Origin of the sequence: Bacillus sp. B2-WWTP-C-10-Post-4, from assembly GCF_009183805.1 — a bacterium.
In the GTDB taxonomy this organism is placed as follows: Bacteria; Bacillota; Bacilli; order Bacillales; family Bacillaceae_G; genus Bacillus_A; species Bacillus_A cereus.
The window spans coordinates 1-23,757 of sequence record NZ_WEII01000024.1; the positions used below are offsets into that span (position 1 = coordinate 1).

Genomic DNA, 23,757 nt, shown 5'->3' on the forward strand with positions numbered 1-23,757 from the left:
ATGCAAAAGAGAGTGAATAAATGAAACCAACTATTAAAAATTACGTATTTTTACATGTAGCTTTTTTGATATATTCTATCATTATGGTTTACATGAAATGGGCAGCTAAATTCCCCATTGCTTCCATCTCATTTTTTGTTGCTTATTTCGGACTAGTTATACTTTTATTCGGATATGCAATTTTATGGCAACAAGTAATTAAACATTTCGAAATTTCAAAAGCATATTCACATCGCGGAATTATTATACTGTGGTCAATGCTTTGGTCAGTATTTCTATTTGGAGATACGATTCAGTGGAATCATTTACTTGGTGCAGCTATTATTATCGTCGGGATTGTGGTGGTGACAAAAGATGAATAGTTATATGTTATTATTTATTTTCGGGATAATTTTAGCTAATTACTCACAAATATTATTAAAAAAAGCTACTTTGCAACAATACGATTCTAGAATAAAAGAATATGTGAATCCTTATGTTATTATCGGCTACTCTTTATTTGTAATTAACGCCGGATTAAATGTTATCGCCATGAAGGGCATGGCATTAAAACAAGCATCAGCATTAGAATCCTTAAGTTATATCATCATATTAATTTTCGGTTGGTATTTCCTAGGAGAAAAAATAACGAAACGTAAACTCATCGGCAACATGATTATTATCGTTGGTGTAATCGTTTATTGTATCCAATAGTAAAAAGCTCCGTTTATCACAAACGGAGCTTTTTACTATTGACCTAAATTTTGCACTTTATCTTTCAAATCTCGAACTTGATCTACCGTCTGCATAAGCTCAGAGTTTTTAAATTGCTCTACATCCACTTTGCCTTCTTCTATCTTTGTCTTCGCCGTATCAATTAACGTATTTAACTTTTCGTTATATCCGACGATTTGTTGATGAAGATCCTTTGCTACATCAGGTGGCGTTAATTCATTGAATGCGGGTATATCTTGTTTAATTTCACTAAGCTTCGTTTCTAATTCTTTTCGAGCCTCGCTATCATTAACGGCCTTTTCTGCTAATGCTGGTGCATCATTTGCAAATGCACTTATTTCATTTACATAGTCTGTCGCCTTTTGAGCATAATCTATGGAGTTCTTTCCTTCTTCCACTATTGAACATCCCATTAAACCAATTGAAACTATGAATACTAATACAATTGATTTTATTTTCATTTTAGACCCCCTTCGTCCTTATAATTGTCTGTAATTTTCTCTATACATAACTTCTAGCTAAATTGTTTATAACCTTTTTCAAATAGCTATTTACCCTCTTACATGCCCTATTATCGTTACAACATCTATTTCTATATGTACGCTTATAATATCTTCAATTATATCCATATACCCTTGTCCTATAGCTGTTCCATAGTGTAATGTAAGCCCCTTCTTTTCATACACTGACTTTGGCACTGAAAAAATAAATCTCCTCAAGTTTCTTTCATCAGCTGGTTCCATAATTAAAACAATCCCATCCTCATCAAACATATACGCTCGCCCTCCAACTTTACATTCACTATGGCTCAGTATTGCCTTGGTCAGCAAAATTTAAAACATAATAAGTTAAGATACACTCTGCTCTATCATAAAGTGAAACTTTAATTAGCCCTCACCAGTCGACTCTTTATCGGCAAATAGCGGGATAAAAATAAAAAGCATTCATTCTTTTTTGTTAAGAATAAATGCTTTTTAAAAAATCAATTTCTAACTCTAGCATCTTTTTTTGACGAGGTTTTACTTTCCTTACGGGAACTCCAGCGTAAATATACCAATCATCTAAACTCTCTTTTACCATACTCATCGCGCCGACTGCCGTACCTTCTCCTACAATTACATTTGGAAAAATAATAGAATTAGCACCAATAATCACATGTTTTTTTAAAATAACTTTTTCTGCTTTCACATTCCTATATTGATTCGGGACGGTTGGCCCCATTAATGTATTTCCACTGAAATCATCAAGTACTGCATATACGATTGTTTTAGCTGAGATGTTTGCAAAATCATGCATTTCAATCCCAACTTCCCCTCCATATAACGCTGTATACGCTGATATGTGCGAATAACTTCCAATTGTGATTTTACCACTTAAAATGCAAAAATCATCAATTCTTACATGATTGCCAACTGATATAGCACTCGGATTATATATACTTGCTTTTTTACTAACCAATACATTTTTCCCAACAGATAAAAATCCAATTTCCTTTAGTTCTTCTTGACTATAAAAACTATTCATCTACCGACACCACCTTCTGCTCTAAACAGATTACAATTTGCTCTACTAGTTCTTTCGTCATTCCTTCCCATAAAGGTAAACTTACGATTCGTTTTGCTATTTTATTCGTCTTTGTTAAATCTGTAGACTTATAGTTTTTAAAAAGAACTTGTTGGTGGCAAGATGGTGAAAAGTATAATCTAGCTTCTATTTTCTGTTTTTTCAGTTCTTCTATTACTTGTATGTTGCGAACTTCTTCTGGACAAATGATAGGCATAAATTGGTGAATAACTGCTTCTGTCTTTTGGACTTTCCACCCTTTTTTCATTAACCCAGTATTTTGTAACAACTGTTTATACCATTCAGAAATACGAGTGCGTTCTTTTAATTTTTGATCCCACTTTTTTATAGTCGCAATCCCAATAGCTGCTGCGTATTCAGACATTTTACAATTAAACCCCATCATCGTGCATTCACGATTTCTATCAAATCCGAAATTCCCCATTCTTTTAATACGTTGTATATCTTCTTCGTTTTTACTATATATGAGCCCTCCTTCACCAATTCCGAAAGGCTTTGTTGCATGAAAGCTATATACGATCATTCCACTAAAATCTTGACCGTAATGCATTCCTCCATTCATTAAACCAAATCCCGGCGCCGCATCTACGACAACCGGAATCCCCTTCTTCTCTAATTCTTCATATTCTTCTAAGTTCATCCATGATCCAAAAGTGGCGTACGGGACAACAATCGCAACCTCTTCTTTTAATTCTTCTATCTTATGCAAAAGTACGGTTTTATCCATATACCAATCATCTATTGAAATATCAATAAAGTAAGGTTCCAATCCACACCAAATAGCGGCTAAGGCAGTCGCAGGGAATGTAAAGCTAGGCATGAGAGCATACTTTCCCTTTCTTCTTTTCTTTAGTTGAATAGCCGCCATTAACCCTAACGTTGCGTTTGCTACTGTTGTAACAGCTCCCCTGTTTTGAAAAAATGACGACATAATTGTTTCCTCAAAACGTTGATTTATAGGTCCATAATTCGTATATATGTGAGATGTATCAATTTCCTTCAATTCGTCCAAATACTCACTTACAGGTACAGTTGAAGCACGTAAAAAAGGAATATTCTCCATATCTATCTATTCCTTCCTATCATTTTCGGACAATATAGAGCATATCTGTTTCAGATAATCCAAATTTCCTAGCACTTTTCATTCCTTGTTTTTCCGCTATGTTATATAATTCTACCTTAAATCCTGCATTCATTAATCGTTGAATAAATCCCGATTGATTGTAAATTCTCACATGATCTTCTTGACCAAAAGCTAATTTCCTCAATTGTGGTGTTACAATTAATTCATTCTCTATAATAAAATCTACATTCATTACGATCGGTACTTGAATAATTCCCCATCCATTTGGCTTTAACACTCTATATAACTCTCGCATTGCTTTGTCATCATCAGGAACGTGTTCTAACACATGGCTACATAATATTACATCAAAAGTATTACTATCATATGTAATCCTTGTAACATCAATTTCCTTCATTAATGGATCCTTTGGTTCTAAGTCACCACATACATACGTAATATTTTTATACTCGTTAAACCAATCTCTTAACTTTGCTTCAGGTGCAATATGAAGCATAGTATAGTTTCTATTTAACAAGTCCGTTTCCGTTTCAATGTACGCACGGTACAATCTTTCACGATCCATCGAATTACAAACTGGACATATCCCTGTATCTTTATTCCACATTTCAAATTTATATTTCGGAAAATCATAATGTGCTGGCCAAGGTGAAAATTTTTCAAATTGTTGATTGCAATATTGACAATAACAAAATTCTTTCTCAAACATATGAGCAACTAACTTGTTTAACCCTTTTTTTATCTTTTCATTATAAATTTGATCTAGTTCGCCATTTCTTACTGCATCTTTAACTATAAATCCCGCATTTTCTAAACAATAAGATAAACTCTCTTTATACTCACTTTCGGAGCTTAAAAATCCACTATTATATGCATCTATAATTAATTCAATCCACTCTTCAATTGTCATTAAAATAAAATGCATTTGTTTTTGATTTTGTCCACTATGTTGTCTAAAATAACTAAGAGGTTCTTGTATATAAACTACTTTTCCTTTCCTCATCATATCTAGCCAAGTTGCAATGTCATTAATAGCAGAATAAGCCTTTCCTTTAAAATATCCAAACTTCCCGTCAAACAAATTCCGATTAAACAAAACAGTTGTTGGCTCACCAACTACATTTTTCAAGTTTTTTAACATATAATTCCCTAATTCTTTTCCTTCAAAAAGTGTAGTTTCTTTCGCGATTTTCATATTTAATGTTGAAGGTGGTAATATCTCTCCATTCTCATCAATCAGTTCACGATATGACGTCACAAATGAAATATTTTCTAACGTCAAAAAGTATTTTATCATTCTCTCGATCTTTTCATGATGAAATAAATCATCATCTAATAAAAAGTTTATATAGTCCCCATTCGCAAGTTCTACACACTTATTAAAGTTTTCAGCAACTAACGGCGTTTCATTTTTAACATATGTAATACACTCATATTCACGTAAGTACGGTTGAATCATAGCATTGACTTCATCATTTGTACTGTCGTCAGAAATAATAATTTCAATATTTTCATATGTTTGATTCAAAGCGCTGTTGAGTGCTAATTCCAAGTAATAAGGTCTATTGTATGCAGGAATAAGTATACTTACTTTCGGTAAAGAAGAATTATTATTTATATGTTGTTTTTTCTTTTCTATGTTTATTTTCTTCGCTCTAATTTTTTGGTAATAGTCTAATGTATATAATATTGATGATGGAACTATCCTTCTTGCATAATCTAGAAAATTAGTTATCGCTTTGTCTAACTCTTTTTCAGTGGATAAGAAACCATATTGTTCTCCTGCTATAATACTGTGTGAAAAATCTTCTAACCCATCCATCATTTTATTAGATTCATTTAACTGTTGATCTGGATGTAATCGAAAGTAACTAAGTGTCTCTGCTATATATACAGCTTTTCCTTTACTTAATAAAGATAACCATGAAGCTATATCTACGTTACATAAATACCGCCTCTTATCAAAAATCCCAAACGGTTCTTGTAAATCATTTTTACGAAATAAAACTGTTGTCGGTTCTCCAATATAATTTTTTTGATCCACAATTACCTTATTTCCTAATTCTGTTCCCGCTATAATGGTATCCTCTTCAAATAAACGGACAGTCGAATAAATATGTCGTAGCTCTTTCCCTTTATCATCAATGACTTGACGATGAGATGTTACAAGCTTAATTTCATTATCTAAATCATCGAAAAAATACTTCATCATTTTTTCAATTTTATTCACATGAAATACATCATCATCCATTAAAAAATTTATATACTCACCGTTCGCTTCATTAAATAACATTAACGCATTTTCAAACTGTCCAAGAGTTGATTTATTTTTTATATAAATAATATTTGAATGATCACATAAGTATTTTTGTAACACTTTTTCTGTTTCATCATTCGTGCTGTCATCTCCAACTATAATTTCTATATTAGGGTACGTTTGTTCTAACACACTACATAGCGCCTTTTCAAAGTAACGAGGACGATTATACGTAGGAATTAATACACTTACCAACGGAAGTTGCTCTACCACCTCTTCAGTTCTTTCGATACGAGTTCTCATTTTAACTCTCTCACCTCTTCGCATATTATTTATATACGCGACACAAAAATCACATTACTTTAACTGTATGGAGCCTATATACTTTTATGCAAACATGAAACAAATTATCATACTTTTCGTTCCTGAATAAACATATTTAATAATGCGGACATTTTATTTGCACCTTTTTTATTCATATGATCACTATCATAAAAATCATCATCACAAAATAATGGTGAATCAAATAGATCTATAATTTGAAAAGAATATTGAGTTTGAAAATCATTTATAACTTTATAAAAATCTTCTTTTAATTTCTTACTACTACAATTGAAATAATGTGAAGTAACTGGGAATACAACAATTAATGGTTTTATATCATTTTTTAACAGTAATTCTAAATATTTTTTAAAAATTATTTTATTTTCAACTAAAGTTTGAGGATACGCCAATTTAGCATGTGAAGCTGCTCTTATTTTCCCGTGTTCTTCAAAAGGAATGTGAAGAGGAGTGATATTCCACTCAGCATTTATCCAAGGCAGTATCAATGATTCATCTTTTAGTTCATCTAATAAAATATATTCAAAATGCAAATTAAAAATAGAAAGAAGTGATTTCGGAGTATTTAGATGGGAGAATCCATCAGTGGGTAGAGGAGAGTGAACTACAGTATGATGACCATCTTGAAACAATGGATAATATACTTTGTGAATTCTATATGATTCGGAGGATAACGACATATCAAAGTAAAACGAGAAATAGGCTATTCCTATTAAACAATATTGAAATGAATGATTGTTTGATAAAAGTTGTGACGCTATTAAATAATCATAGTATAGATCTTGCGATGGAAGTGTTAATTTTATTGACTTTTTTGAGAGAAGCTCCGTACTTATGCCACAATGCGGATAAGACAAACCGGTAGCAAACAATTCATACGTCGGATCACTCTTTGCTTTTTTCATAGAAATGTATAAAGACATAAGATCCGGATTTATTTGATAGATAGAAATTAATTTATCCTTCCATTCATACATGTATTTTGTTAAATTAATAATTTTTGAACTTTGCACGCCCCTATTTATCAAGTCATTTGTAAGTTTTTCTGCGTCCCCTCTCCAAATGACTATATATTGAAAAGAACTTTCTAGACGAACAACATCTGAAACGTCCACAACATGAACTATTGTTTTACATTTATTTTTGTCTAACGTATTTCGAATCCTATCCCCTGATAATTCATCACTTAAAACAATGATTTTATATTGCTCCTTCATGTACATCCCCTCCATTATATGTATAATATGAAATTCATTTTTAATTCGTAACAATCATATACACCTGCAATCTAACAAAAAAAATAGCTCCACCATTAGGCGTAGCTATTTTTACAATTATTGCTTATTCAAATTATATTCCTTTATCTAACTCATAAAGTTTACGATACTTTTCATTTTCTTTCAGAAGTTGTTTATGACTACCTTGCATGACAATTTGGCCACGATCAAGGAATATAACTTCGTCTACATGTTCTATTCCTACAAGATGGTGCGTAATCCAAATAACCGTCTTTTCTTCCGTTGCAGAAAACATTGTTTCAATTAAAGACAATTCTGTTTTTGGATCTAAACCGATAGTCGGTTCATCAAGTACAATAATTGGTGTTTCTTGCATAAGAGTTCTAGCAAAAGCAACCCTTTGTCTTTCTCCACCAGAAAACCGCTTTCCCATTTCATGCATTTTTGTTTGTAATCCGTCTGGAAGAGAAGTAACATGTGAAGCTAATTGTGCTTTCTCTAAAGCTTTCCATATCTCTTCATCCGTCGCCTCTGGTTTGCCAATTCGTACATTATTTCCAATTGTCGTATCAAACAAATGCGGCTTTTGATTTAATACAGAAATATATTTAGATAAAAGATTCGTATGAGCTCGTTCACCATTTAGTACAACTTGGCCATTTACTGGGCTTAACGCCCCTGTTAACAATTTTAGTAAAGTAGATTTCCCTGTCCCACTTCTCCCTAAAATAGCAATTTTCTTCCCTGCTTTTATTTGTAATGATACATCTTTTAATACAATCTCATTACTATCTGGATAACTATACGATACGTGATTCAGTTCAATATCTACATGCTTTGGTTCAATATAATCTTTCTCTCCATGCAAATCCGTTTCATCATGTAAAACACTATCACTTTCTACGCCATTAAGACGATGGGTAGATTCTACATACGACGGTATTCGATCGATGGCATCTGCAATAGGAATAAGCGCGTTCGTTACAGATAAAGTCATTAATACGAAAGCTGCGATAACTGTAGGAGCAATTTGTTCACTTGCCGCTTCATTCCCAGTCCATATGATCATCGAAATAACTACAATACCTACTACTAATTGAATGATACTGTCCCGAATATGATACCAGCGTTTCACTCTCTTTTCGATTTTTAACAACTGATCATTTTGTTTTACATACTCATTAATAAATTCATCTTTACGACCACTTGCTTGCCAATCAGATAATCCAAAAACAGCATCTGTCAGTTGTTGATACAAACGGTTTCTTCCTTGCTTTAAAGTAACATGATGTTTCTTCATCAAAAGTAATGATACAAACGGAAGAAGAAAAACGATAATAGCTAACATACAACCTACAATAAGTGCAAAAACAAAATCAAATGCACCGATAATAAGTACGAAGATACTATAAACAACTAGCGCTAATATGCTAGGAAATATTGTACGTAAATATAGGTTTTGCAAATGCTCTATATCTTCGGATAACACTCCTAACATATCACCCGTTTGAAATCGAGAACGGAAAAATAACGCCTGTGGTTCTACTATTATATATAGCCTCGTTCTCATTTTTTCTAATATACGTAGTACGACATCATGTCCGACTAAGCGCTCTATATAATGAAATACAGCTTGCCCTATACTAAACGCTCTTGTTGCAACAATAGGAACATATACAGCCATTACATTTTCTGGTCTAAGGGCAGATTTTGAGATCAAATAACCTGAAATAAAAAGTAACATCGCTCCTGAACTAACTCCAAGAAGACCAAGGAAAATAGTTAAAGTCATTCTACCTTTATTTTGTTTTATATAAGGTTTAACCCAGTTACTCATTTCTCTCCCCTCTCTTCCCTATGAAAATGTAATGTCTCATTCTCTAAAAGTTCTTCATACGTCCCACTTTCTTTCATTTCCCCTTTATTTAAAATAAGAATATGGTCCATTTGTTTCATCCAATGTAGACGGTGGGTTGCTAAAAATACTAACTTTCCATTAAATAGACGTAACATCGCTTGCTTTATTTCAAATTCGGTTTCAATATCAAGATGTGCCGTAGGCTCATCTAATAAAATGATTGGTTTTTTACTTAAAAGCGCACGCGCCATAGCAACACGCTGTTCTTGTCCGCCACTTAGCATACGTCCACCTTCTCCAATTCTTTCGTGCATCCCATTTGGAAGTGATGTAACGAGTGAACGAAGGCCGACTTCATTAATAACTCTTTCAACTTCTTCATCTGTTGCATTTGTTTCATAAAAACAAATGTTATCCTTTAATGAAAGCGGAAAAATATAAGGTTGCTGCGGAATATAAGCGATATTTTTTTGCCAATCTTCACGAGTAGATCCATCAACTTCTACACCATTTACTAACATCTTTCCACTCGAAGGAGATAAAAAACCTGCTAATACGTCGATTAACGTCGATTTGCCTGCACCACTTTCACCAATAACACCAATAGCACCGTTACCTTCCCAAGTAAAATTAATTCCTTCTAATATAGCCTTTTCAGATTCAGTATTATTAACTTTGATGTCTTGTAATTTCAAGCTACTAGAGGCATTCCATACTATATCTTCATTTAAATCTTTCTTTTGTATTCCTTTTTGTTGTTGCAAAATCTCTTCTATTTGCTCCATCGCAATTTGTCCATCTAATGTCGCATGATAATTTGCTCCCACTTGTTTAATCGGCAGAAAATATTCCGGAGCTAAAATCAAAATTGTAAGGGCTGGTAATAGTATAATCGTTCCATCTATTAAACGTATCCCTAATCCAACTGCCACAAACGCAATTGATAAACTCGTAAAGAAATCTAATGCAAAAGAAGAAAGAAAAGCAACTCGCAAAGTACGCATCGTTGCTTTTCTATACCTTTTACTTACTTTTTCAATCTTTCCTTCGTGCTGTTCACTTTTCCCTAAATACTTTAATGTTTCTAAACCTTTTAACGTATCTACAAAATGGTTCGAAAGTACACGATATATCTCGTACTGACTATCTGCCATTTTTTGCGCTGCTAATCCGAGAAGAATCATAAATATGATCACGATAGGAATCGTTACAACTAAAATGATTCCAGACTCAATATCTAGCGTAAAAACATATAGTACAATTAGACCTGGAACGATGCTACTTCTAATCATTTTAGGAATCGTTAATTCAATATATGTTTTAAATTTCTCAATCCCTTCAATTGATAAGGTAACCAGATGACCAGTCCCAACAGTTTGAACATACCTTGGACCTAATGTGAAATATGCCTCTACTAGTTGTTTTCTTAGTAACGACCCTGTTTTTTCAGCAAAACGTTCCACTAATATTTGTGATGTTCGAACTACTATGTGACGCGCTGCAAACGCGATACCAAAATAAACAATTTCACTTAATATTGTTTGTACTGTCTCTCCATGAAATAAAAACGTAATAGCTCGTGCTAAAAAGATTGTTTGCGCAATAATACTAAAAGCTTCTAAAATACTAATAATCGTTAACGCTACATATAAAATACGGCTACCGGGATAAGACGGAAGTCCTCTTTTTCTTTTCATTAGTACTCCAAATCGTTGTCTGACTTAACAGGTTGTCTAAATACATAATAACTCCATATTTGACTTCCGATAACGAAAGGCAAAATAGCAATCGCAAAGTAAGTCATAAGTTTTAATGCATAAGCTCCTGATGCTGCGTTGTAAATTGTCAAATCATTCATTGCTCCTAAAGAGCTAATCATAACACGTGGGAACATACCGATAAATACACTCGCACTTAGTAAAATGATTGTTAAACTCGTCATAAAGAAAGCCCAACCATCTCTTCTTCTTTTATTTAATAAAGTGGACACTAATAGTGCTACAAAAGCTCCGATTGGCACCATAATCCATTCTGTTCCATGAGCAGTGAAAATGTCGGTTTTCCATAACCCCACACCAGCAAAAACAAGAAGTGTAATTAATGAAAATGGCGCAATTTTTATTGCAGCAATTCGTGCACGTTCTCTCAATTTACCAGTTGTACGTATCGTAAGAAATTGTAATCCGTGAACAATACATAGCAGGAGAAACATTACTCCTCCAAGTAACGCAAATGGATGAAGTAATTGCAAGAATCCACCTACAACATTTTTACTCTCATCAATAGGTACACCTACCATAAAGTTTGCAATCGCAACTCCCCAAAGGATAGGAGGTAACATACTTCCAATAAACATTCCCCAATCCCATGCACTCTTCCATTTATGATTATCTATTTTCGCACGAAATTTAAAGGAAACACCTCTTAAAATTAAAGCAAGAAGCATAAATACAAACGGAATATAAAAACCACTAAATAAAGTTGCATACCAGTGCGGAAATGCCGCAAACATCGCTCCGCCAGCACAAACAAGCCATACTTCATTCGCGTGCCAGAACGGTCCTATTGTATTTAAGTAAACTCGTTTTTCAAAATCATTCTTTCCTAAAAACCTCGAAACCATTCCTACCCCAAAGTCGAAACCTTCCAGTACGAAGAATCCAACAAACAAGATTGCAATAACTAAAAACCATAACTCATTAAGAGATAACATACTCTTCCTCCTTATCAAATGGATCATGGCTTTGATAATCCTTTTTCGTTTTCTTATTCGTGTGGCCCTTAATGGTACGAACAAATAAGTACACACAAATTCCACCCATAATTAAATACATTGATGTGAATGAAATAAGTGAGAATAATACTTCACCGAATGTTACATTTGGTGATACAGCATCTTCTGTTTTCATTACACCAAATACAACCCAAGGTTGACGACCCATTTCAGTCATAATCCACCCTACTGTATTACCGATGAATGGAAGAGAAATTGCATACACCATTAATTTTAAATACCACGTTTTTTCCGCTAAACGATCTTTTCTTGATAAGAACCATCCGTAAGCTCCTAGAAGAAGCATGAATGTTCCACTCATTACCATCGCTCTAAAACTCCAAAACATTGTATGCACTGGAGGAATATAATCTCCAGGTCCATATTTTTCCTCATATTGTTTTTGAATTTGATTCATCCCTTCAACTTGACCGCTAAACTTATCATACGATAATAGACTTAGCATATAAGGGATTTGAATTTCAAACGAATTTTCTTTCTTCTCTGTATCAATTTTCGAAAATACTGTAAATGGTGCTGGATCCTCACTTGTATTCCATAGCGCTTCAGCTGCCGCCATCTTCATTGGATGTGTCTTAATTAATTGTTGCGCTTGTGCATGACCGAAGAATAATACAAGCGCCGTTGTAATTGTTCCAACAATGATAGAAATTCGGAAAGATTTTTTAAATACTACAGTTTCTCGTCCTTTTGTAATTTTCCATGCACTTACACCAGCAATAAAGAATGCACCTGTTGCAATTGCCGCTGTAATTGTATGCGGGAATTGTACCCATAGTTGTGGGTTTTGAATAATGGCTAAGAAATCATTCATTTGCGCACGACCATCAGCTGCCATTTCATACCCGACAGGTGACTGCATAAATGCACTTGCAGTTAAAATCCAGAATGCTGATAACATCGTTCCAATTGAAAGGAGCCAAATACACATTAAGTGAATTCGCTTCGGTAATTTATCCTCACCAAATACCCATAACCCCAGGAATGTAGACTCAATGAAAAATGCCAGTAATCCTTCAATCGCAAGTGATGGACCAAATACATCACCTACAAAACGTGAATACGTTGACCAGTTCATACCAAACTGGAATTCTTGTAAAATACCTGTTACTACACCTACTGCAAAGTTAATAAGGAATAATTGCGTCCAAAACTTTGCCATCTTCTTATATACTTCTTGCCCTTTTACCACATACAACGTTTGCATGATCGCAATAATAAAAGCTAAACCAATTGACAGCGGAACAAAAAAGTAATGGAAAATCGTTGTTGATGCGAACTGTATTCGTGCCAATTCGAGCGTTTCCATACTAAAATCACTTCCTTCATAGTTTTTATAATAAAAGTTAATTGAGCAATCTTATCAAACTCAATTATTAAGAAATACGAAAAGACAAAAACATTTTGTATGTATTGTCGAAAAATATGAAGTTTCAGTTTTTCAAACTATTGTAATGCTATTTTTTACCTTTTCACTATTTCTGTAGTGTTTTATTCGTTAATCGAATTGTATAATATACCTGCATAGTAAATTCAGGTTATTTTTTACGTATTATTGACATCATTTTGTCTGAAATATGTCTTTTGTCATTTTTTTGAATCAGATTTTTCTCATTAGCAAAATGTGTTTTTTCAATATACTTCTTACTTTTATATCTATAAAACAATCGTTTTTCTCTTCATACACTTGACTTTCACCCGAAAAAATGTCCTCGAAACTACCCTCGATAAACGCTTGTTTTTTGTCAAGAGAAAAATGTATTTTTAAAATTCAAACTCGAAATAATGTTATTCAAAAATAGAAAATAGCTTCCCTCTTCCTCGACTAAAAGTTCATTTTTTTGTCATTTTTCCAGAACAAATAAAAAAAACTGAAAGTCGATTAGACTCTCAGTTTTTTTATTTATTTTGCTGTATGTTTTCTAACGGCTGGTAAAATTTCAGTAGCAATTAATTCAATATTTTTCTCAATTTTATCAAATGGTACACCGCCAAAATCAATTTGTGCCATAAAGCGTTGTTGGCCAAATAATTCATATTGGTACAGCATTTTCTCAATGATTTGTTGTGGGCTACCAACCATTAAAGCATCACGGTAATCTATTGCATTTGTAAATTGCTGTTTCGGATACCCACCACCGCGCAGTGTAAGCATACCAGCATTAATGTGAGGGTAATATTCACTAAGTGCATCTTGTGAATTTTTTGCCGTATAAAATAAACTCGTTGTCGCAACTGGTAAACTAGCTGAATCAAATCCACTTTGTACAGCCGCCTCGCGGTAAGCATCTACTGACACTTTAAAGTTAATTGCTGGACCACCAAGTGTTGTTATCATCATTGGTACACCCGCGCGTCCCGCTTTAATTGCACTAGCTGGTGGACCTCCAACCGCACGCCAAATTGGTAAGTTATTATTTTTCGCTCTCGGAATAACCGATGCATGTGCGAGCGGTGCTCTGAACTGTCCATTCCATGTTACATGTTCCTCGTTATTAATTTTTAATAAAAGATCCATCTTCTCTTCGAATAATTCTTCATAATCATTCACGTCATAACCAAGTAAACTATATCCTCCAATACGAGATCCACGACCAGCCACAATTTCTGCACGTCCATTAGAAATCAAGTCAATTGTAGCGAAATCCTCATATACTCGAACTGGGTCAGATGTACTTAATATCGTTGCTGAACTTGCAATTTTTATATTTTTCGTAGCTTGCGCGACCGCACCTAAAATAACTGTATGAGCTTGTGTTGTAAAATGCGTTTGATGACTTTCACCGACAGCAAACACATCAAGCCCTGCCTCATCTGCTAACTTAGCTGTTTCAATTAGTTCGTGAATTCTTTTCTCTGGCGTAATTTTCTCCCCATTATGTGGATTTAAAACATGATCACCAATTGAATATAATCCAAACTCAATTCCTTTTCTTATATCTATACGGTATTTTTCCATAGTTACTCTCCCCTTTAATAAAGTAGTATTAGTTTTTTTCTAAAAACGTTGGTAAGTCAGGTATATCTCCGTATTACCTACACCTTCACTTGATTAGTCAATTGATAGTGTAAAAAAAATTACTCTTGCGGTAATTCTTTTTTTTCACTATGCTTATGAACTTTCGTCATTAGCTCGTATAATATTTTCTGCTCTTCTTCATTTAATACATCATCAAAAAACGAAGATTGAAATGCAAGTTGCTCTGGCAATGCTCTCTCTAAAGCTGCTTCTCCTTGCTCTGTAAGACTAATTGTTTTCGTTTTCCAATCTTGTTTTCGTACAATATATCCTTCTTTTTCAAGACGAGTTAACATTCGAGAAATGCCACCTTGTGTAACAGTTACCTTTTCAGCTAACTCCATTTGTGTTAGTGGTTGATACGTACGTATTTGCAAAAGCACATCAAATTGAGCTGTCGTTAAATCAAAACGTTTTAAAAACTCATTTGACATTTGATTACTTTGGTTCGTAAATCGTATTAAACGTAACCATATTAATGATCCTATCGTATTATCACGCATGTTTCATCACTTCCTAGCGTTCATCTTACTATCACTTTACTACGCAAGTGATAAAAAAGCAAGAAAAAATGTAATAAATATATCGATAGAGTATTGCATAAATAATGATAAGTAAGAATTCATATAAACATGAATTCTTACTTATCATTATTCTTAACTTTTCCTTTCATTCATTACTATATTTAAAGCTGCCATAGCTTTTGGCCAACCAACGTAAAAAGCCATATGTGTTATTAATGCAACCAATTCATTCTCCATAACCCCATTTTGTTTAGCTAGCTTCAGATGAAATTGTAATTGTTCTGTATTACCGAGACTGATTAGTGCTGACACAGTACACAAACTTCTTTCTCTTAATGTTAAAGTGGCATCCCGCCACACTTCCTCAAATAATATCTTTTCACTATAATGAGCAAATGCAGGTGACATTTCTCTCATTTTCTTTTTAATATGTACTTCAATAAGTTCGTTTTTCATTTTTTTCTCCCTTTATTTTCACCATTTGTGCTATTCCTTGACCAAATGACCAGTTTTCAGCAGCTGTCTCATTTAATGTAATAAAAATATCCGAAGTTTTAACATCGGAATATTCCGTAATTTTTAAGGATACCGATTGATACAAATCTTTTTTCTGTTGCACCGTTCTTCCCGGTCCACATGTAATAGAAACATAAATCATATTCTCTGTTCTCTTTTCTCCTCTTTCCAACAAATAATATGGATTATATAAAAATTTGTTTTGTTGGTAAGGTAAGAACATTTGAAAATAATCATTTTCAGGGATGTTAAAATGTTCAATTAATGAAAGATGGATACATTCACCCATTTTTTCCAACTCTTCTTCATTTAATATGTTTTCAGGATAATAAATCTTCACAAAAGGCATAGACTTTCATTCCTTTTCTTATTTTTAATATACAACAAAATTTCATCGTGAAATGTGTAAAATCTCATATACTGTAACACCTTTATTCACTACAATATCAGGTTTCTCTTCATAAAACTCAAACCTACTATATCTCCATTTATCCGGATTATAAACGATTACGTCCCCTAAACACTTTTCATTGTTTTGTACATTTTCATTCATCGTGTTTAATTGAGTCCCAATCAGTGTTTTACTTTGAGAAATACTTCCCGCATATTCAACAACATATCTACTTTTCTTAAATCCATCACTTAGATTAACAACTAATGGAACACCTATATTTATTTGTTGCCATCCAAAAGATTGTAAAATATTATCATAATATCCTTCAAAGATAAATTTGTTCATTCCTTCATGGCCATTCCAAATATATAAAGGTGCATAACAGTTATAGAAATTCCCGTCCTTACCTACCTCAGTAATTAAATAAGCTTTAAAATTCAGGTCTTGAAAACCATCAGTTTTATGCCCATTATCCTTTACCCTATTCCTAATATTCTTTATATTATAATCCTTTGGCAAAATGACCTTATATTGCATTCCAATCATGTTTATCACTCACTTTCTATCCTATATACATAATGATAAACCGATGATTGACTAACGTAAAATAGGTATAAATTATGTTTGGTATCATTTATAATGATAGTGCATAAGGGGCTGAGATATATGGAAATAAATGATCTTATTATATTCAAAACTGTTGCCAGTGAGGCTTCTATTAGTAAAGCTGCTAAAGAGTTAGGATATGTTCAACCGAACGTAACTGAGCGAATCAAAAAATTAGAACAAGAATTAGAAACGCCTTTACTACATAGAGATAACAAAGGTGTTTCCTTGTTACCTGCTGGTGACATTTTATTAGATTACACGAATAAAATATTAACTCTATTAGAAGAAGTAAAAGATGAAATTAAAACGAGTGGTTCTTCTTATATAATAGCGACGTCACAATCTATTTTGACAAATTATTTAAGTAAGCGTATTGAAGAAAACTTCAGAAATTATCAAATATATGTAGAAAGTAGTAGTCATTTGCAAAAATTACTTCAGCAACAAAAAGTTGATATGGTCATAACTTATGAGGATTATCCTGACGCATCGTTTAAAAAAGTGTTCACGACCTCAATTTCTGTAGGCTTATTAAAAGCGAAAGAAAAATGTACCATTGATTATTCAAAAGAAATTTTCTTCGTTAGCAATGACAAAAAGTGCCCTTTTAGAAATAAGACAATACAATTTCTAAAAGAAAATAATCTATCTCAGCAACAACTTCAACAGTTGGATTCTTATTCGCTTATGGAAGCGTTTATTGATGATGGAAAAGGAATAGCTTTTTTACCGATTAAAAATGATAAATTGGTACCAATTGAAGATGTTCCAGTTGAGAAATTAGCTGTTCATTTTTTTACAAATCAAAACTCTTTCAAACAAATCCCTGATGAACTATTTGGTTAATAAAAAATCCCTCCTTTATGAATCTAAAAGAGGGATTTTCATATTCTATACAATTGATTTTTCACACATTTTGCTCCACTTTTGCACTTTTCTCCTTCTTATTCCGTTTCATATTCTTCAGCCCCTTAACCGTGCCAACTAATCCTTTCGGGAAAACTAGCAATACGATAATGTACAATAAACCAAGAATAATCGTCCATCGTTCAAAGATCGGATACTCTGTAGCTAGTTCTGATAAATAATATTTTAGGGCTTCAATAATTCCAGCTCCTGCAATTGCTCCAATTAACGTTCCAACCCCACCAATCATCGTCATCAAGAGTGCATTTAATGTCATTTCAATTGAAAATACAGTCGTATTGACAAAACGCAATGTGATCACAAATAAACCACCGCTAATCGCAGCTACTACTCCTGCAACAATGCTAGCAATAATTTTATAATGAAGCACTTTATATCCGAGTGCTTCAACACGTTGCTCATTTTGTGAAATTGCTTTTAATACTTTTCCAATAGAAGATTTGGTGAAAAGACGTAAGAGAACAAAAATGATAAGTAAACATATAAGTGTTACATAATAAAACGTAAAACGATTACGGAATACGTCTGGTACACCAAATGTAAAACCATCTCCTCCGTGAGTGAGCCCACGCCATTTTTCAGCAAGGACGAAAAACAACTGTGAAATAGCAAGTGTTAACATTGCATAAAAATGACTTTTCAGCCGTAAAGAAAGTAAACCAATTACATAACTAACGATTGCTGAAATGATAATTGCAGCTACTATTCCAATTAAAAAGTTCGTTATTGATACGCCTTGTCGATCAAATAAAAGCGCTACCCCATATGCTCCTATCCCAAAGAACATACAATGACCGAACGATACAATTCCTGTATACCCAAGCAATACATCAAAACTCATTGCAAAAATAGCAAAGATGAAGATTTGAGTGAACAAAATTAACAAGCTCCTTGAATCATTTACGAACGGAAATACACTTAAACAAATGAGCATACATACTCCGAAGTATACTTTAATTCGGTCCGATGTGTTGTTCACCATTTCACCCCTTTTCACTAACAAGTCCAGTTGGCTTCACTATTAAGAAAAATAGTAACATTAACATATTAATTGCAAGTGATACATCTGGTATAAAATACGCTGTAAAAGCACCAGCTAATCCGACAATTAAAGAAGCAATAGCTGAACCTTGTACGCTTCCTAATCCACCGATAATTACTACTATAAAAGCTAAAATTGCATACTGCATGCCCATCTCGGCGAAAATAACGCCCGAATACGGTGCTAATAAGAATCCTCCCAAAGCTGCCATCCCTGCTCCTAATAAAAAGACGAAAGAAAATATCGCTTTTACATTAATACCAAGCGCTTGAACCATTTCTTTATCCATTACACCTGCACGGATCATAAGACCTATCTTCGTCTTTTTAAGTAATAGTAGTAGTGCGATGTAAATAATTATCCCAATCAAAATAACAAATAGACGATATTTAATTAATATAATACCTCCGAATGTAAAACTTCCTTGTAACCATAACGGTAATTTTGCACTAATAGGGTTTGGCCCCCAAAATATTTTAATACACTCACTAAGAACGAGCATTCCTCCAAGCGTAACGAGCAGCTGTCGAACATGATTTCCATATACCGGTCTAATAAGAAACCTTTCTAAAATAAATCCTAGGAACATTCCCATGGCTACTGCTCCAACTAAAGCTAATATATAACTTCCTGTCATATTAAATAACCAAACACCTGTAAATGCTCCCCATGCAAATAAACCACCGTGTGCAAAGTTTAAAACGCTCATTAGACCGAAAATAAGTGAAAGACCTGATGCTAACAAAAAAATGAGCATCCCTGTTGAAATCCCATTTACAAATAAATTGATTAACACATCCACCCTTTTCACCTCGGATTCATGTTAAGAGATTCCTAAATATTTATGACACATTTCCTTATCCTTTTTTAATTCATTCATAAAACCGTTATGAACAATTCGTCCGTTATCCATAATGTAAAAATAATCACCAATTTGACTAGCCATCATAAAATTTTGCTCAACAAGTAAAACTGTTGTTTTCTCTTTCATCTTCAAAATAGCTACCATTAATTTCTCCACCATTATCGGGGATAGCCCTTTGCTCGGCTCATCAATAAGTAATAATCCATCACTATTAATAAACGCTCTTGAAATAGCCAACATTTGCTTTTGCCCTCCGCTCAAGAGCCCACTTTTCTTATTCCAAAACTGCTTTAAATCCGGAAATAGTTCCAGCATCCACTCTATTTTCCCTTCTACTTCTTCACCTTTCCCCCTAGCAAGAGCGAATGTTTCTTCTACTGTCAAATCATGAAAAATACCTTGATTTTCTGGTACATACCCTATTCCTTTCCTTGAAATTAAATGTGTAGGTAATCCACTTACTTTTGCACTATCATAATAAATTTCACCATCTGCAATCCGGTGAAACCCCATAACTGAACGTAATGTCGTTGTTTTCCCTGCCCCGTTTCTACCAAACAGTACAGTAATCGTCCCTTTCTCAACAGTAAGAGATACTCCTTGCAAAATATGAAACTGATCTAAATACGTTTCTATACTATTCACTTGTAATAGTGCCACTATATAATCCCCCTAAATAAGCACTTTGTACACGCTCATCTTTCATAATTTCTTCTGGCAATCCTTCAGCCAATAACTCTCCATGAAATAAAACGATAAGATGATCTGACAAACCTAGTATCATATCCATTTTGTGTTCGATAAGTACAATTGTGCTCTCTGGATGTTTCTTAATATTTTCAATTACTTGTAATATAGCAGGGACTTCCTCAACCGAAATACCTGCCGTCGGCTCATCAAGTAATAACACATCCGTTTTTAAAGCTAATAACATCGCAAGTTCTAGCTTTCTTTTCTCTCCATGTGCCAAATCTTTCGCTAATATGTTCTCTTTCTCGTGAAGTAATACTGTTTTTAAGAAACGTCTCGCCTCTCCAACTTGTTGCTTTAATTTTGCTGAACTCGGGAAAAAACTATAGTAATCTTGTACGAATGATTGAACACTTAAACGGACATTTTCAAGTACCGTTAATTCTGGGAATATGTTTGTAAGCTGAAAAGAGCGACCGATTCCTAAGCGTGTTCGATCTGAAATCGATAGTTTTGTAATATCTTGCCCTTTAAAATACACTTCACCTGTTGTAGGTGAAATCTGTCCACTTAGTAAATTAAATAATGTTGTCTTCCCCGCACCATTTGGCCCGATAATAGAAATGAGCTTTCCTTTTTGGACAGTTAAATTTACATCTTTAATAACTTGATGTTCACCAAAAGATACACTAAGATTTTTCGTCTCTAGCAAATGTGTCACGAAATCCCTCCCTTTAAAGCCGTGAGTATGAAGGAAATATGTATAAAGAGGGTCCCCCCTCTTTATACAAAAACAACAGAAAATTCAGTCTATTTATTTTGAACTGGTGGTTCTGTTTCTTTCATCGTTAATTCTCGCTCTAACACTGGCACCGGATAATCAACACCATCTTGCTTTTTCAATGTGATAGAATACAGCGTCTGCATCGCTTGGTGGTCCTTCTCTCTAAACTTCATCTTTCCTTTCGGTGTATCAAATTCCATTCCTTCCATTTTCTTAATCAAGGTATCTACATCTGTATCACCTTTTGTTTTCTTTAAGGCTTCTACAATAGAAATTGCTGCTGACATTCCTCCCGCTGTAAACAAATCTGGCACTACACCATTAAAACGTTTTTTATGCTCTTCAACTAGCCAATCATTCACTTTATTTTTTGGAAGTGTGTGATAATATACAGAAAAACCTTGCATACCTACTAATGCATCCATTGTTTTTAATGCTGGTATATCTGGCGCACCTGTAGAAATTTTAATACCTTGCGCTTCCACATTCATATCTTTCAACTGTTTCCAAGGTGAATTTGCCCCTGCCCAAACGATAAATAAATAATCTGGTTTTGAACTAATGATATTTTGAATATTCGCTGTAAAATCTGTTGAATTTGTATCCGCGTATTGCTCATTCACAATGCTCGCACCTAATTTTTTCGCACCCGCTTTAAATGCAGCAATCCCTTCACGACCAAAAGCGTTATCTGGGGCAAATGTCGCAATCTTTACACCTTTTTTCGCAATTGCCGCTGCTCCTGCAATCGCATCTTGTGAGGAACTTCTTCCAGTTCTAAAAATATATTTATTCCAGTTCTTCCCGGTAATACTATCCGCAACTGCCGGTTCTACAACCATAATCTTTTCATATTCCCCGGCCAGTGGTAAAACCGCTAACGTATCACTTGAACTAGACGATCCAACTAAAAAATCAACTTTCTCTTCTTCTAATAACTTCGTAGCTTTTTTAACTGCTACATCAGCTTTCGTTTCTGTATCTTCTACAACAAACTTAATCTTTTTCCCATCTACTTTCCCAGTTCCACCAGTTGCATAGTCTAACCCTAATTCAAATCCGTTCACTGTTTGTTTTCCATACGATTCTAGCGGTCCTGTTAAAGAAGCAAGAACTCCTACCTTAATCGTTTTTTCATCCTCTGTACTTGTTTTCTTTCCTGAACAAGCTGCCGTTATTAATAACGAACCTAAAACACAACCAGTAAACATTGTCTTTAGCCACTTACGTTTTTTCATCGACATTGTGATCCTCCCCATACTTTACTTTCTGATAGAATCAAACACGCCAAAATCCCCTGTCCGTAATCATGACTAACTAATTCGATAGATAATGGAAAACTCTTGTAGTACCCTCTACATTCGGCACAAATATATAATCACCTTCCTATGTAATGGAAACGGACATACAATCAATATATATTCTGCAATCCAATTGAAAATACTGTTTCATTTCAGTAATGATCATACAAAAAGACTAACTTATTTTTTAAGTTAGTCTTTTCACCTTAATTAGAGTTAAGTTCTACTTTCTCTAACCCTTCAGCCAATTGTTTCTTATCTAGTCCTTCTCCTATTACTACTAAGTTTGTCGGGAAACCGAAGTCTTGTTCTAATAAAGTTGGTACTCCGAACGAATATTGGAATAGGTGAGGGTATTTATCTCCACGGAATTTCACAAAACCTTTCACTCGATAAATACTATCTGGTAAATTCGAAAGCCATTCATATAATTTGTCTTGATCAATCGGTTTCGTAAATTGATATGTCATCGTTTGTATATGTAAATGCTGTTTGACATGTAGTGTCTCATGTTCCTCATCATTTGGAAATTCTGCTTCTTCTATATCTTTTAAAGATATATTACAATACTTTGTCTCATACATTTTCGCATGATTATTTATTGCCTTTACTTCTTCAAATACTGTGTTCTTATCTTCATCTGTTAGTAAATCTGCTTTATTAACAAGAATGTGACTACCAAATTTAAGTTGCTCATGCAATAGCTGTTGTACATTTGCACTTAATATACTTCGGTTTAACCACCTTACTGCATCTAAAACGACTACAATTGATTTCACTTCCAGAAAAGGAGCTAAAATTGGCGAGACACACGCGTCTAACACTTCAATTGGATGCGCAACACCTGTCGTTTCTATATAAATTACATCTGGTCTTTCTTGTTGGTATAACGAATGTAATTGTATTTCAAGCTCTTCTTTTAATGTACAACAAATACATCCTTTAAGAAGTTCTCTTAAAACATTCTCTTTTCCAATAATATCTGTATCTACCGAGTATTCACCAATTTCATTCATTAATACTGCAACTTTTCTATTCTTCTTTTTCTCTGCTAACAATAAATTTTGTAATAATGTTGATTTTCCACTACCTAAAAAACCACCTAATATATGAATCTCCACTTTATTCATTCAACCGACCATCCATTTCTTTACTTCAAATGTATTCAAAGCGTAATAATTACGATTTATATTTATCATTTTATTAAAAGAATGA

At 33.7% G+C, this 23,757-nt stretch carries 24 protein-coding genes; 3 read left to right on the forward strand and 21 right to left on the reverse strand.

Annotated features, from left to right (window positions below; translation table 11 throughout):
* Positions 1–20 precede the first annotated feature (20 nt).
* Together GBN78_RS12375 and GBN78_RS12380 are read left to right on the forward strand one after the other, a co-directional pair.
* On the forward strand, positions 21–362 hold the full coding sequence (locus tag GBN78_RS12375; protein WP_000805125.1) for an EamA family transporter: 342 nt from the start codon (positions 21–23) through the stop codon (positions 360–362).
* Positions 355–693 carry an EamA family transporter gene (locus GBN78_RS12380; protein WP_001089868.1) on the forward strand — a complete coding sequence of 113 codons (339 nt, stop codon included), beginning with the start codon at positions 355–357 and terminating at the stop codon, positions 691–693. The genes GBN78_RS12375 and GBN78_RS12380 overlap by 8 nt, the downstream gene beginning before the upstream one ends.
* Before the next feature lie 35 nt (positions 694–728).
* Here GBN78_RS12380 and GBN78_RS12385 read toward each other — a convergent pair whose 3' ends face one another.
* From GBN78_RS12385 to GBN78_RS12455, 15 genes are all read right to left on the reverse strand, one after another.
* Positions 729–1,175 carry a DUF6376 family protein gene (locus tag GBN78_RS12385; protein WP_000695229.1) on the reverse strand — a complete coding sequence of 149 codons (447 nt, stop codon included), beginning with the start codon at positions 1,173–1,175 and terminating at the stop codon, positions 729–731.
* Between the two features lie 90 nt (positions 1,176–1,265).
* Positions 1,266–1,487: a hypothetical protein gene (locus tag GBN78_RS12390; RefSeq protein WP_000459099.1), complete on the reverse strand. Its 222-nt coding sequence runs from the start codon at positions 1,485–1,487 to the stop codon at positions 1,266–1,268.
* A 184-nt stretch (positions 1,488–1,671) separates the two neighbouring features.
* The gene (locus tag GBN78_RS12395; RefSeq protein ID WP_001084165.1) at positions 1,672–2,238 is read right to left on the reverse strand and encodes an acyltransferase; all 567 of its coding nucleotides are present in this window, start codon (positions 2,236–2,238) and stop codon (positions 1,672–1,674) included.
* Positions 2,231–3,361 carry a DegT/DnrJ/EryC1/StrS aminotransferase family protein gene (locus GBN78_RS12400; protein WP_152127440.1) on the reverse strand — a complete coding sequence of 377 codons (1,131 nt, stop codon included), beginning with the start codon at positions 3,359–3,361 and terminating at the stop codon, positions 2,231–2,233. The genes GBN78_RS12395 and GBN78_RS12400 overlap by 8 nt, the downstream gene beginning before the upstream one ends.
* Before the next feature lie 19 nt (positions 3,362–3,380).
* Complete coding sequence (locus GBN78_RS12405) at positions 3,381–5,942, reverse strand: glycosyltransferase (RefSeq protein ID WP_152127441.1); 2,562 nt, start codon at positions 5,940–5,942, stop codon at positions 3,381–3,383.
* A gap of 107 nt (positions 5,943–6,049) precedes the next feature.
* Positions 6,050–7,198: a hypothetical protein gene (locus GBN78_RS12410; protein WP_152127442.1), complete on the reverse strand. Its 1,149-nt coding sequence runs from the start codon at positions 7,196–7,198 to the stop codon at positions 6,050–6,052.
* Between the two features lie 133 nt (positions 7,199–7,331).
* Positions 7,332–9,056 carry a thiol reductant ABC exporter subunit CydC gene (gene cydC, locus GBN78_RS12415; protein ID WP_097855741.1) on the reverse strand — a complete coding sequence of 575 codons (1,725 nt, stop codon included), beginning with the start codon at positions 9,054–9,056 and terminating at the stop codon, positions 7,332–7,334.
* Entirely contained in the window at positions 9,053–10,774 is a 1,722-nt protein-coding gene (gene cydD / locus GBN78_RS12420; protein WP_097855742.1) for a thiol reductant ABC exporter subunit CydD, read from the reverse strand. The genes cydC and cydD overlap by 4 nt, the downstream gene beginning before the upstream one ends.
* The gene (gene cydB / locus GBN78_RS12425) at positions 10,774–11,790 is read right to left on the reverse strand and encodes a cytochrome d ubiquinol oxidase subunit II (RefSeq protein ID WP_000950083.1); all 1,017 of its coding nucleotides are present in this window, start codon (positions 11,788–11,790) and stop codon (positions 10,774–10,776) included. The genes cydD and cydB overlap by 1 nt, the downstream gene beginning before the upstream one ends.
* Entirely contained in the window at positions 11,777–13,180 is a 1,404-nt protein-coding gene (cydA, locus tag GBN78_RS12430; RefSeq protein WP_000448873.1) for a cytochrome ubiquinol oxidase subunit I, read from the reverse strand. Before cydA ends, cydB begins: the two co-directional genes overlap by 14 nt.
* Positions 13,181–13,774: 594 nt before the next feature.
* Positions 13,775–14,830, reverse strand: a complete 1,056-nt coding sequence (locus GBN78_RS12435) for an LLM class flavin-dependent oxidoreductase (RefSeq protein WP_000417541.1) — start codon at positions 14,828–14,830, stop codon at positions 13,775–13,777.
* 119 nt (positions 14,831–14,949) lie between these two features.
* The gene (locus GBN78_RS12440; RefSeq protein WP_001205523.1) at positions 14,950–15,393 is read right to left on the reverse strand and encodes a MarR family winged helix-turn-helix transcriptional regulator; all 444 of its coding nucleotides are present in this window, start codon (positions 15,391–15,393) and stop codon (positions 14,950–14,952) included.
* A 153-nt stretch (positions 15,394–15,546) separates the two neighbouring features.
* Positions 15,547–15,870, reverse strand: coding sequence for a carboxymuconolactone decarboxylase family protein (locus GBN78_RS12445; protein WP_016117610.1), 324 nt, complete (start codon positions 15,868–15,870; stop codon positions 15,547–15,549).
* Positions 15,851–16,279: a tautomerase family protein gene (locus GBN78_RS12450; RefSeq protein ID WP_097855743.1), complete on the reverse strand. Its 429-nt coding sequence runs from the start codon at positions 16,277–16,279 to the stop codon at positions 15,851–15,853. Before GBN78_RS12450 ends, GBN78_RS12445 begins: the two co-directional genes overlap by 20 nt.
* Before the next feature lie 42 nt (positions 16,280–16,321).
* Positions 16,322–16,870, reverse strand: a complete 549-nt coding sequence (locus GBN78_RS12455; protein WP_097855744.1) for a DUF4865 family protein — start codon at positions 16,868–16,870, stop codon at positions 16,322–16,324.
* Between the two features lie 120 nt (positions 16,871–16,990).
* Between GBN78_RS12455 and GBN78_RS12460 the strand changes: the two genes are divergently transcribed.
* The gene (locus GBN78_RS12460; RefSeq protein WP_097855745.1) at positions 16,991–17,779 is read left to right on the forward strand and encodes a LysR family transcriptional regulator; all 789 of its coding nucleotides are present in this window, start codon (positions 16,991–16,993) and stop codon (positions 17,777–17,779) included.
* Between the two features lie 61 nt (positions 17,780–17,840).
* Here the strand turns inward: GBN78_RS12460 and GBN78_RS12465 are convergent, their stop codons facing one another.
* The 6 genes from GBN78_RS12465 to GBN78_RS12490 all read right to left on the reverse strand — a co-directional run bounded on the left by GBN78_RS12465 (position 17,841) and on the right by GBN78_RS12490 (position 23,672).
* Positions 17,841–18,794: a branched-chain amino acid ABC transporter permease gene (locus tag GBN78_RS12465; RefSeq protein ID WP_152127457.1), complete on the reverse strand. Its 954-nt coding sequence runs from the start codon at positions 18,792–18,794 to the stop codon at positions 17,841–17,843.
* Between the two features lie 49 nt (positions 18,795–18,843).
* The gene (locus GBN78_RS12470; RefSeq protein WP_097855747.1) at positions 18,844–19,704 is read right to left on the reverse strand and encodes a branched-chain amino acid ABC transporter permease; all 861 of its coding nucleotides are present in this window, start codon (positions 19,702–19,704) and stop codon (positions 18,844–18,846) included.
* Positions 19,705–19,725: 21 nt separating this feature from the next.
* Positions 19,726–20,427 (reverse strand): ABC transporter ATP-binding protein, encoded by a 702-nt coding sequence (locus GBN78_RS12475; protein WP_001196718.1) that lies wholly within the window; start codon positions 20,425–20,427, stop codon positions 19,726–19,728.
* On the reverse strand, positions 20,405–21,178 hold the full coding sequence (locus tag GBN78_RS12480) for an ABC transporter ATP-binding protein (protein WP_000149337.1): 774 nt from the start codon (positions 21,176–21,178) through the stop codon (positions 20,405–20,407). Before GBN78_RS12480 ends, GBN78_RS12475 begins: the two co-directional genes overlap by 23 nt.
* A gap of 89 nt (positions 21,179–21,267) precedes the next feature.
* Positions 21,268–22,485, reverse strand: coding sequence for a substrate-binding domain-containing protein (locus tag GBN78_RS12485; protein ID WP_000062005.1), 1,218 nt, complete (start codon positions 22,483–22,485; stop codon positions 21,268–21,270).
* Between the two features lie 263 nt (positions 22,486–22,748).
* Positions 22,749–23,672, reverse strand: a complete 924-nt coding sequence (locus GBN78_RS12490) for a CobW family GTP-binding protein (RefSeq protein WP_074624958.1) — start codon at positions 23,670–23,672, stop codon at positions 22,749–22,751.
* Positions 23,673–23,757 lie beyond the last annotated feature (85 nt).

What these genes read in the sequence shown, in the direction of transcription:
- GBN78_RS12375 (WP_000805125.1), top strand. Translation starts at nt 21, where the DNA reads ATGAAACCAACTATTAAAAATTACGTATTTTTACATGTAGCTTTTTTG.
- GBN78_RS12380 (WP_001089868.1), top strand. Translation starts at nt 355, where the DNA reads ATGAATAGTTATATGTTATTATTTATTTTCGGGATAATTTTAGCTAAT.
- GBN78_RS12385 (WP_000695229.1), bottom strand. Translation starts at nt 1,175, where the DNA reads ATGAAAATAAAATCAATTGTATTAGTATTCATAGTTTCAATTGGTTTA.
- GBN78_RS12390 (WP_000459099.1), bottom strand. Translation starts at nt 1,487, where the DNA reads ATGTTTGATGAGGATGGGATTGTTTTAATTATGGAACCAGCTGATGAA.
- GBN78_RS12395 (WP_001084165.1), bottom strand. Translation starts at nt 2,238, where the DNA reads ATGAATAGTTTTTATAGTCAAGAAGAACTAAAGGAAATTGGATTTTTA.
- GBN78_RS12400 (WP_152127440.1), bottom strand. Translation starts at nt 3,361, where the DNA reads ATGGAGAATATTCCTTTTTTACGTGCTTCAACTGTACCTGTAAGTGAG.
- GBN78_RS12405 (WP_152127441.1), bottom strand. Translation starts at nt 5,942, where the DNA reads ATGAGAACTCGTATCGAAAGAACTGAAGAGGTGGTAGAGCAACTTCCG.
- GBN78_RS12410 (WP_152127442.1), bottom strand. Translation starts at nt 7,198, where the DNA reads ATGAAGGAGCAATATAAAATCATTGTTTTAAGTGATGAATTATCAGGG.
- cydC (WP_097855741.1), bottom strand. Translation starts at nt 9,056, where the DNA reads ATGAGTAACTGGGTTAAACCTTATATAAAACAAAATAAAGGTAGAATG.
- cydD (WP_097855742.1), bottom strand. Translation starts at nt 10,774, where the DNA reads ATGAAAAGAAAAAGAGGACTTCCGTCTTATCCCGGTAGCCGTATTTTA.
- cydB (WP_000950083.1), bottom strand. Translation starts at nt 11,790, where the DNA reads ATGTTATCTCTTAATGAGTTATGGTTTTTAGTTATTGCAATCTTGTTT.
- cydA (WP_000448873.1), bottom strand. Translation starts at nt 13,180, where the DNA reads ATGGAAACGCTCGAATTGGCACGAATACAGTTCGCATCAACAACGATT.
- GBN78_RS12435 (WP_000417541.1), bottom strand. Translation starts at nt 14,830, where the DNA reads ATGGAAAAATACCGTATAGATATAAGAAAAGGAATTGAGTTTGGATTA.
- GBN78_RS12440 (WP_001205523.1), bottom strand. Translation starts at nt 15,393, where the DNA reads ATGCGTGATAATACGATAGGATCATTAATATGGTTACGTTTAATACGA.
- GBN78_RS12445 (WP_016117610.1), bottom strand. Translation starts at nt 15,870, where the DNA reads ATGAAAAACGAACTTATTGAAGTACATATTAAAAAGAAAATGAGAGAA.
- GBN78_RS12450 (WP_097855743.1), bottom strand. Translation starts at nt 16,279, where the DNA reads ATGCCTTTTGTGAAGATTTATTATCCTGAAAACATATTAAATGAAGAA.
- GBN78_RS12455 (WP_097855744.1), bottom strand. Translation starts at nt 16,870, where the DNA reads ATGATTGGAATGCAATATAAGGTCATTTTGCCAAAGGATTATAATATA.
- GBN78_RS12460 (WP_097855745.1), top strand. Translation starts at nt 16,991, where the DNA reads ATGGAAATAAATGATCTTATTATATTCAAAACTGTTGCCAGTGAGGCT.
- GBN78_RS12465 (WP_152127457.1), bottom strand. Translation starts at nt 18,794, where the DNA reads ATGCTCATTTGTTTAAGTGTATTTCCGTTCGTAAATGATTCAAGGAGC.
- GBN78_RS12485 (WP_000062005.1), bottom strand. Translation starts at nt 22,485, where the DNA reads ATGTCGATGAAAAAACGTAAGTGGCTAAAGACAATGTTTACTGGTTGT.
- GBN78_RS12490 (WP_074624958.1), bottom strand. Translation starts at nt 23,672, where the DNA reads ATGAATAAAGTGGAGATTCATATATTAGGTGGTTTTTTAGGTAGTGGA.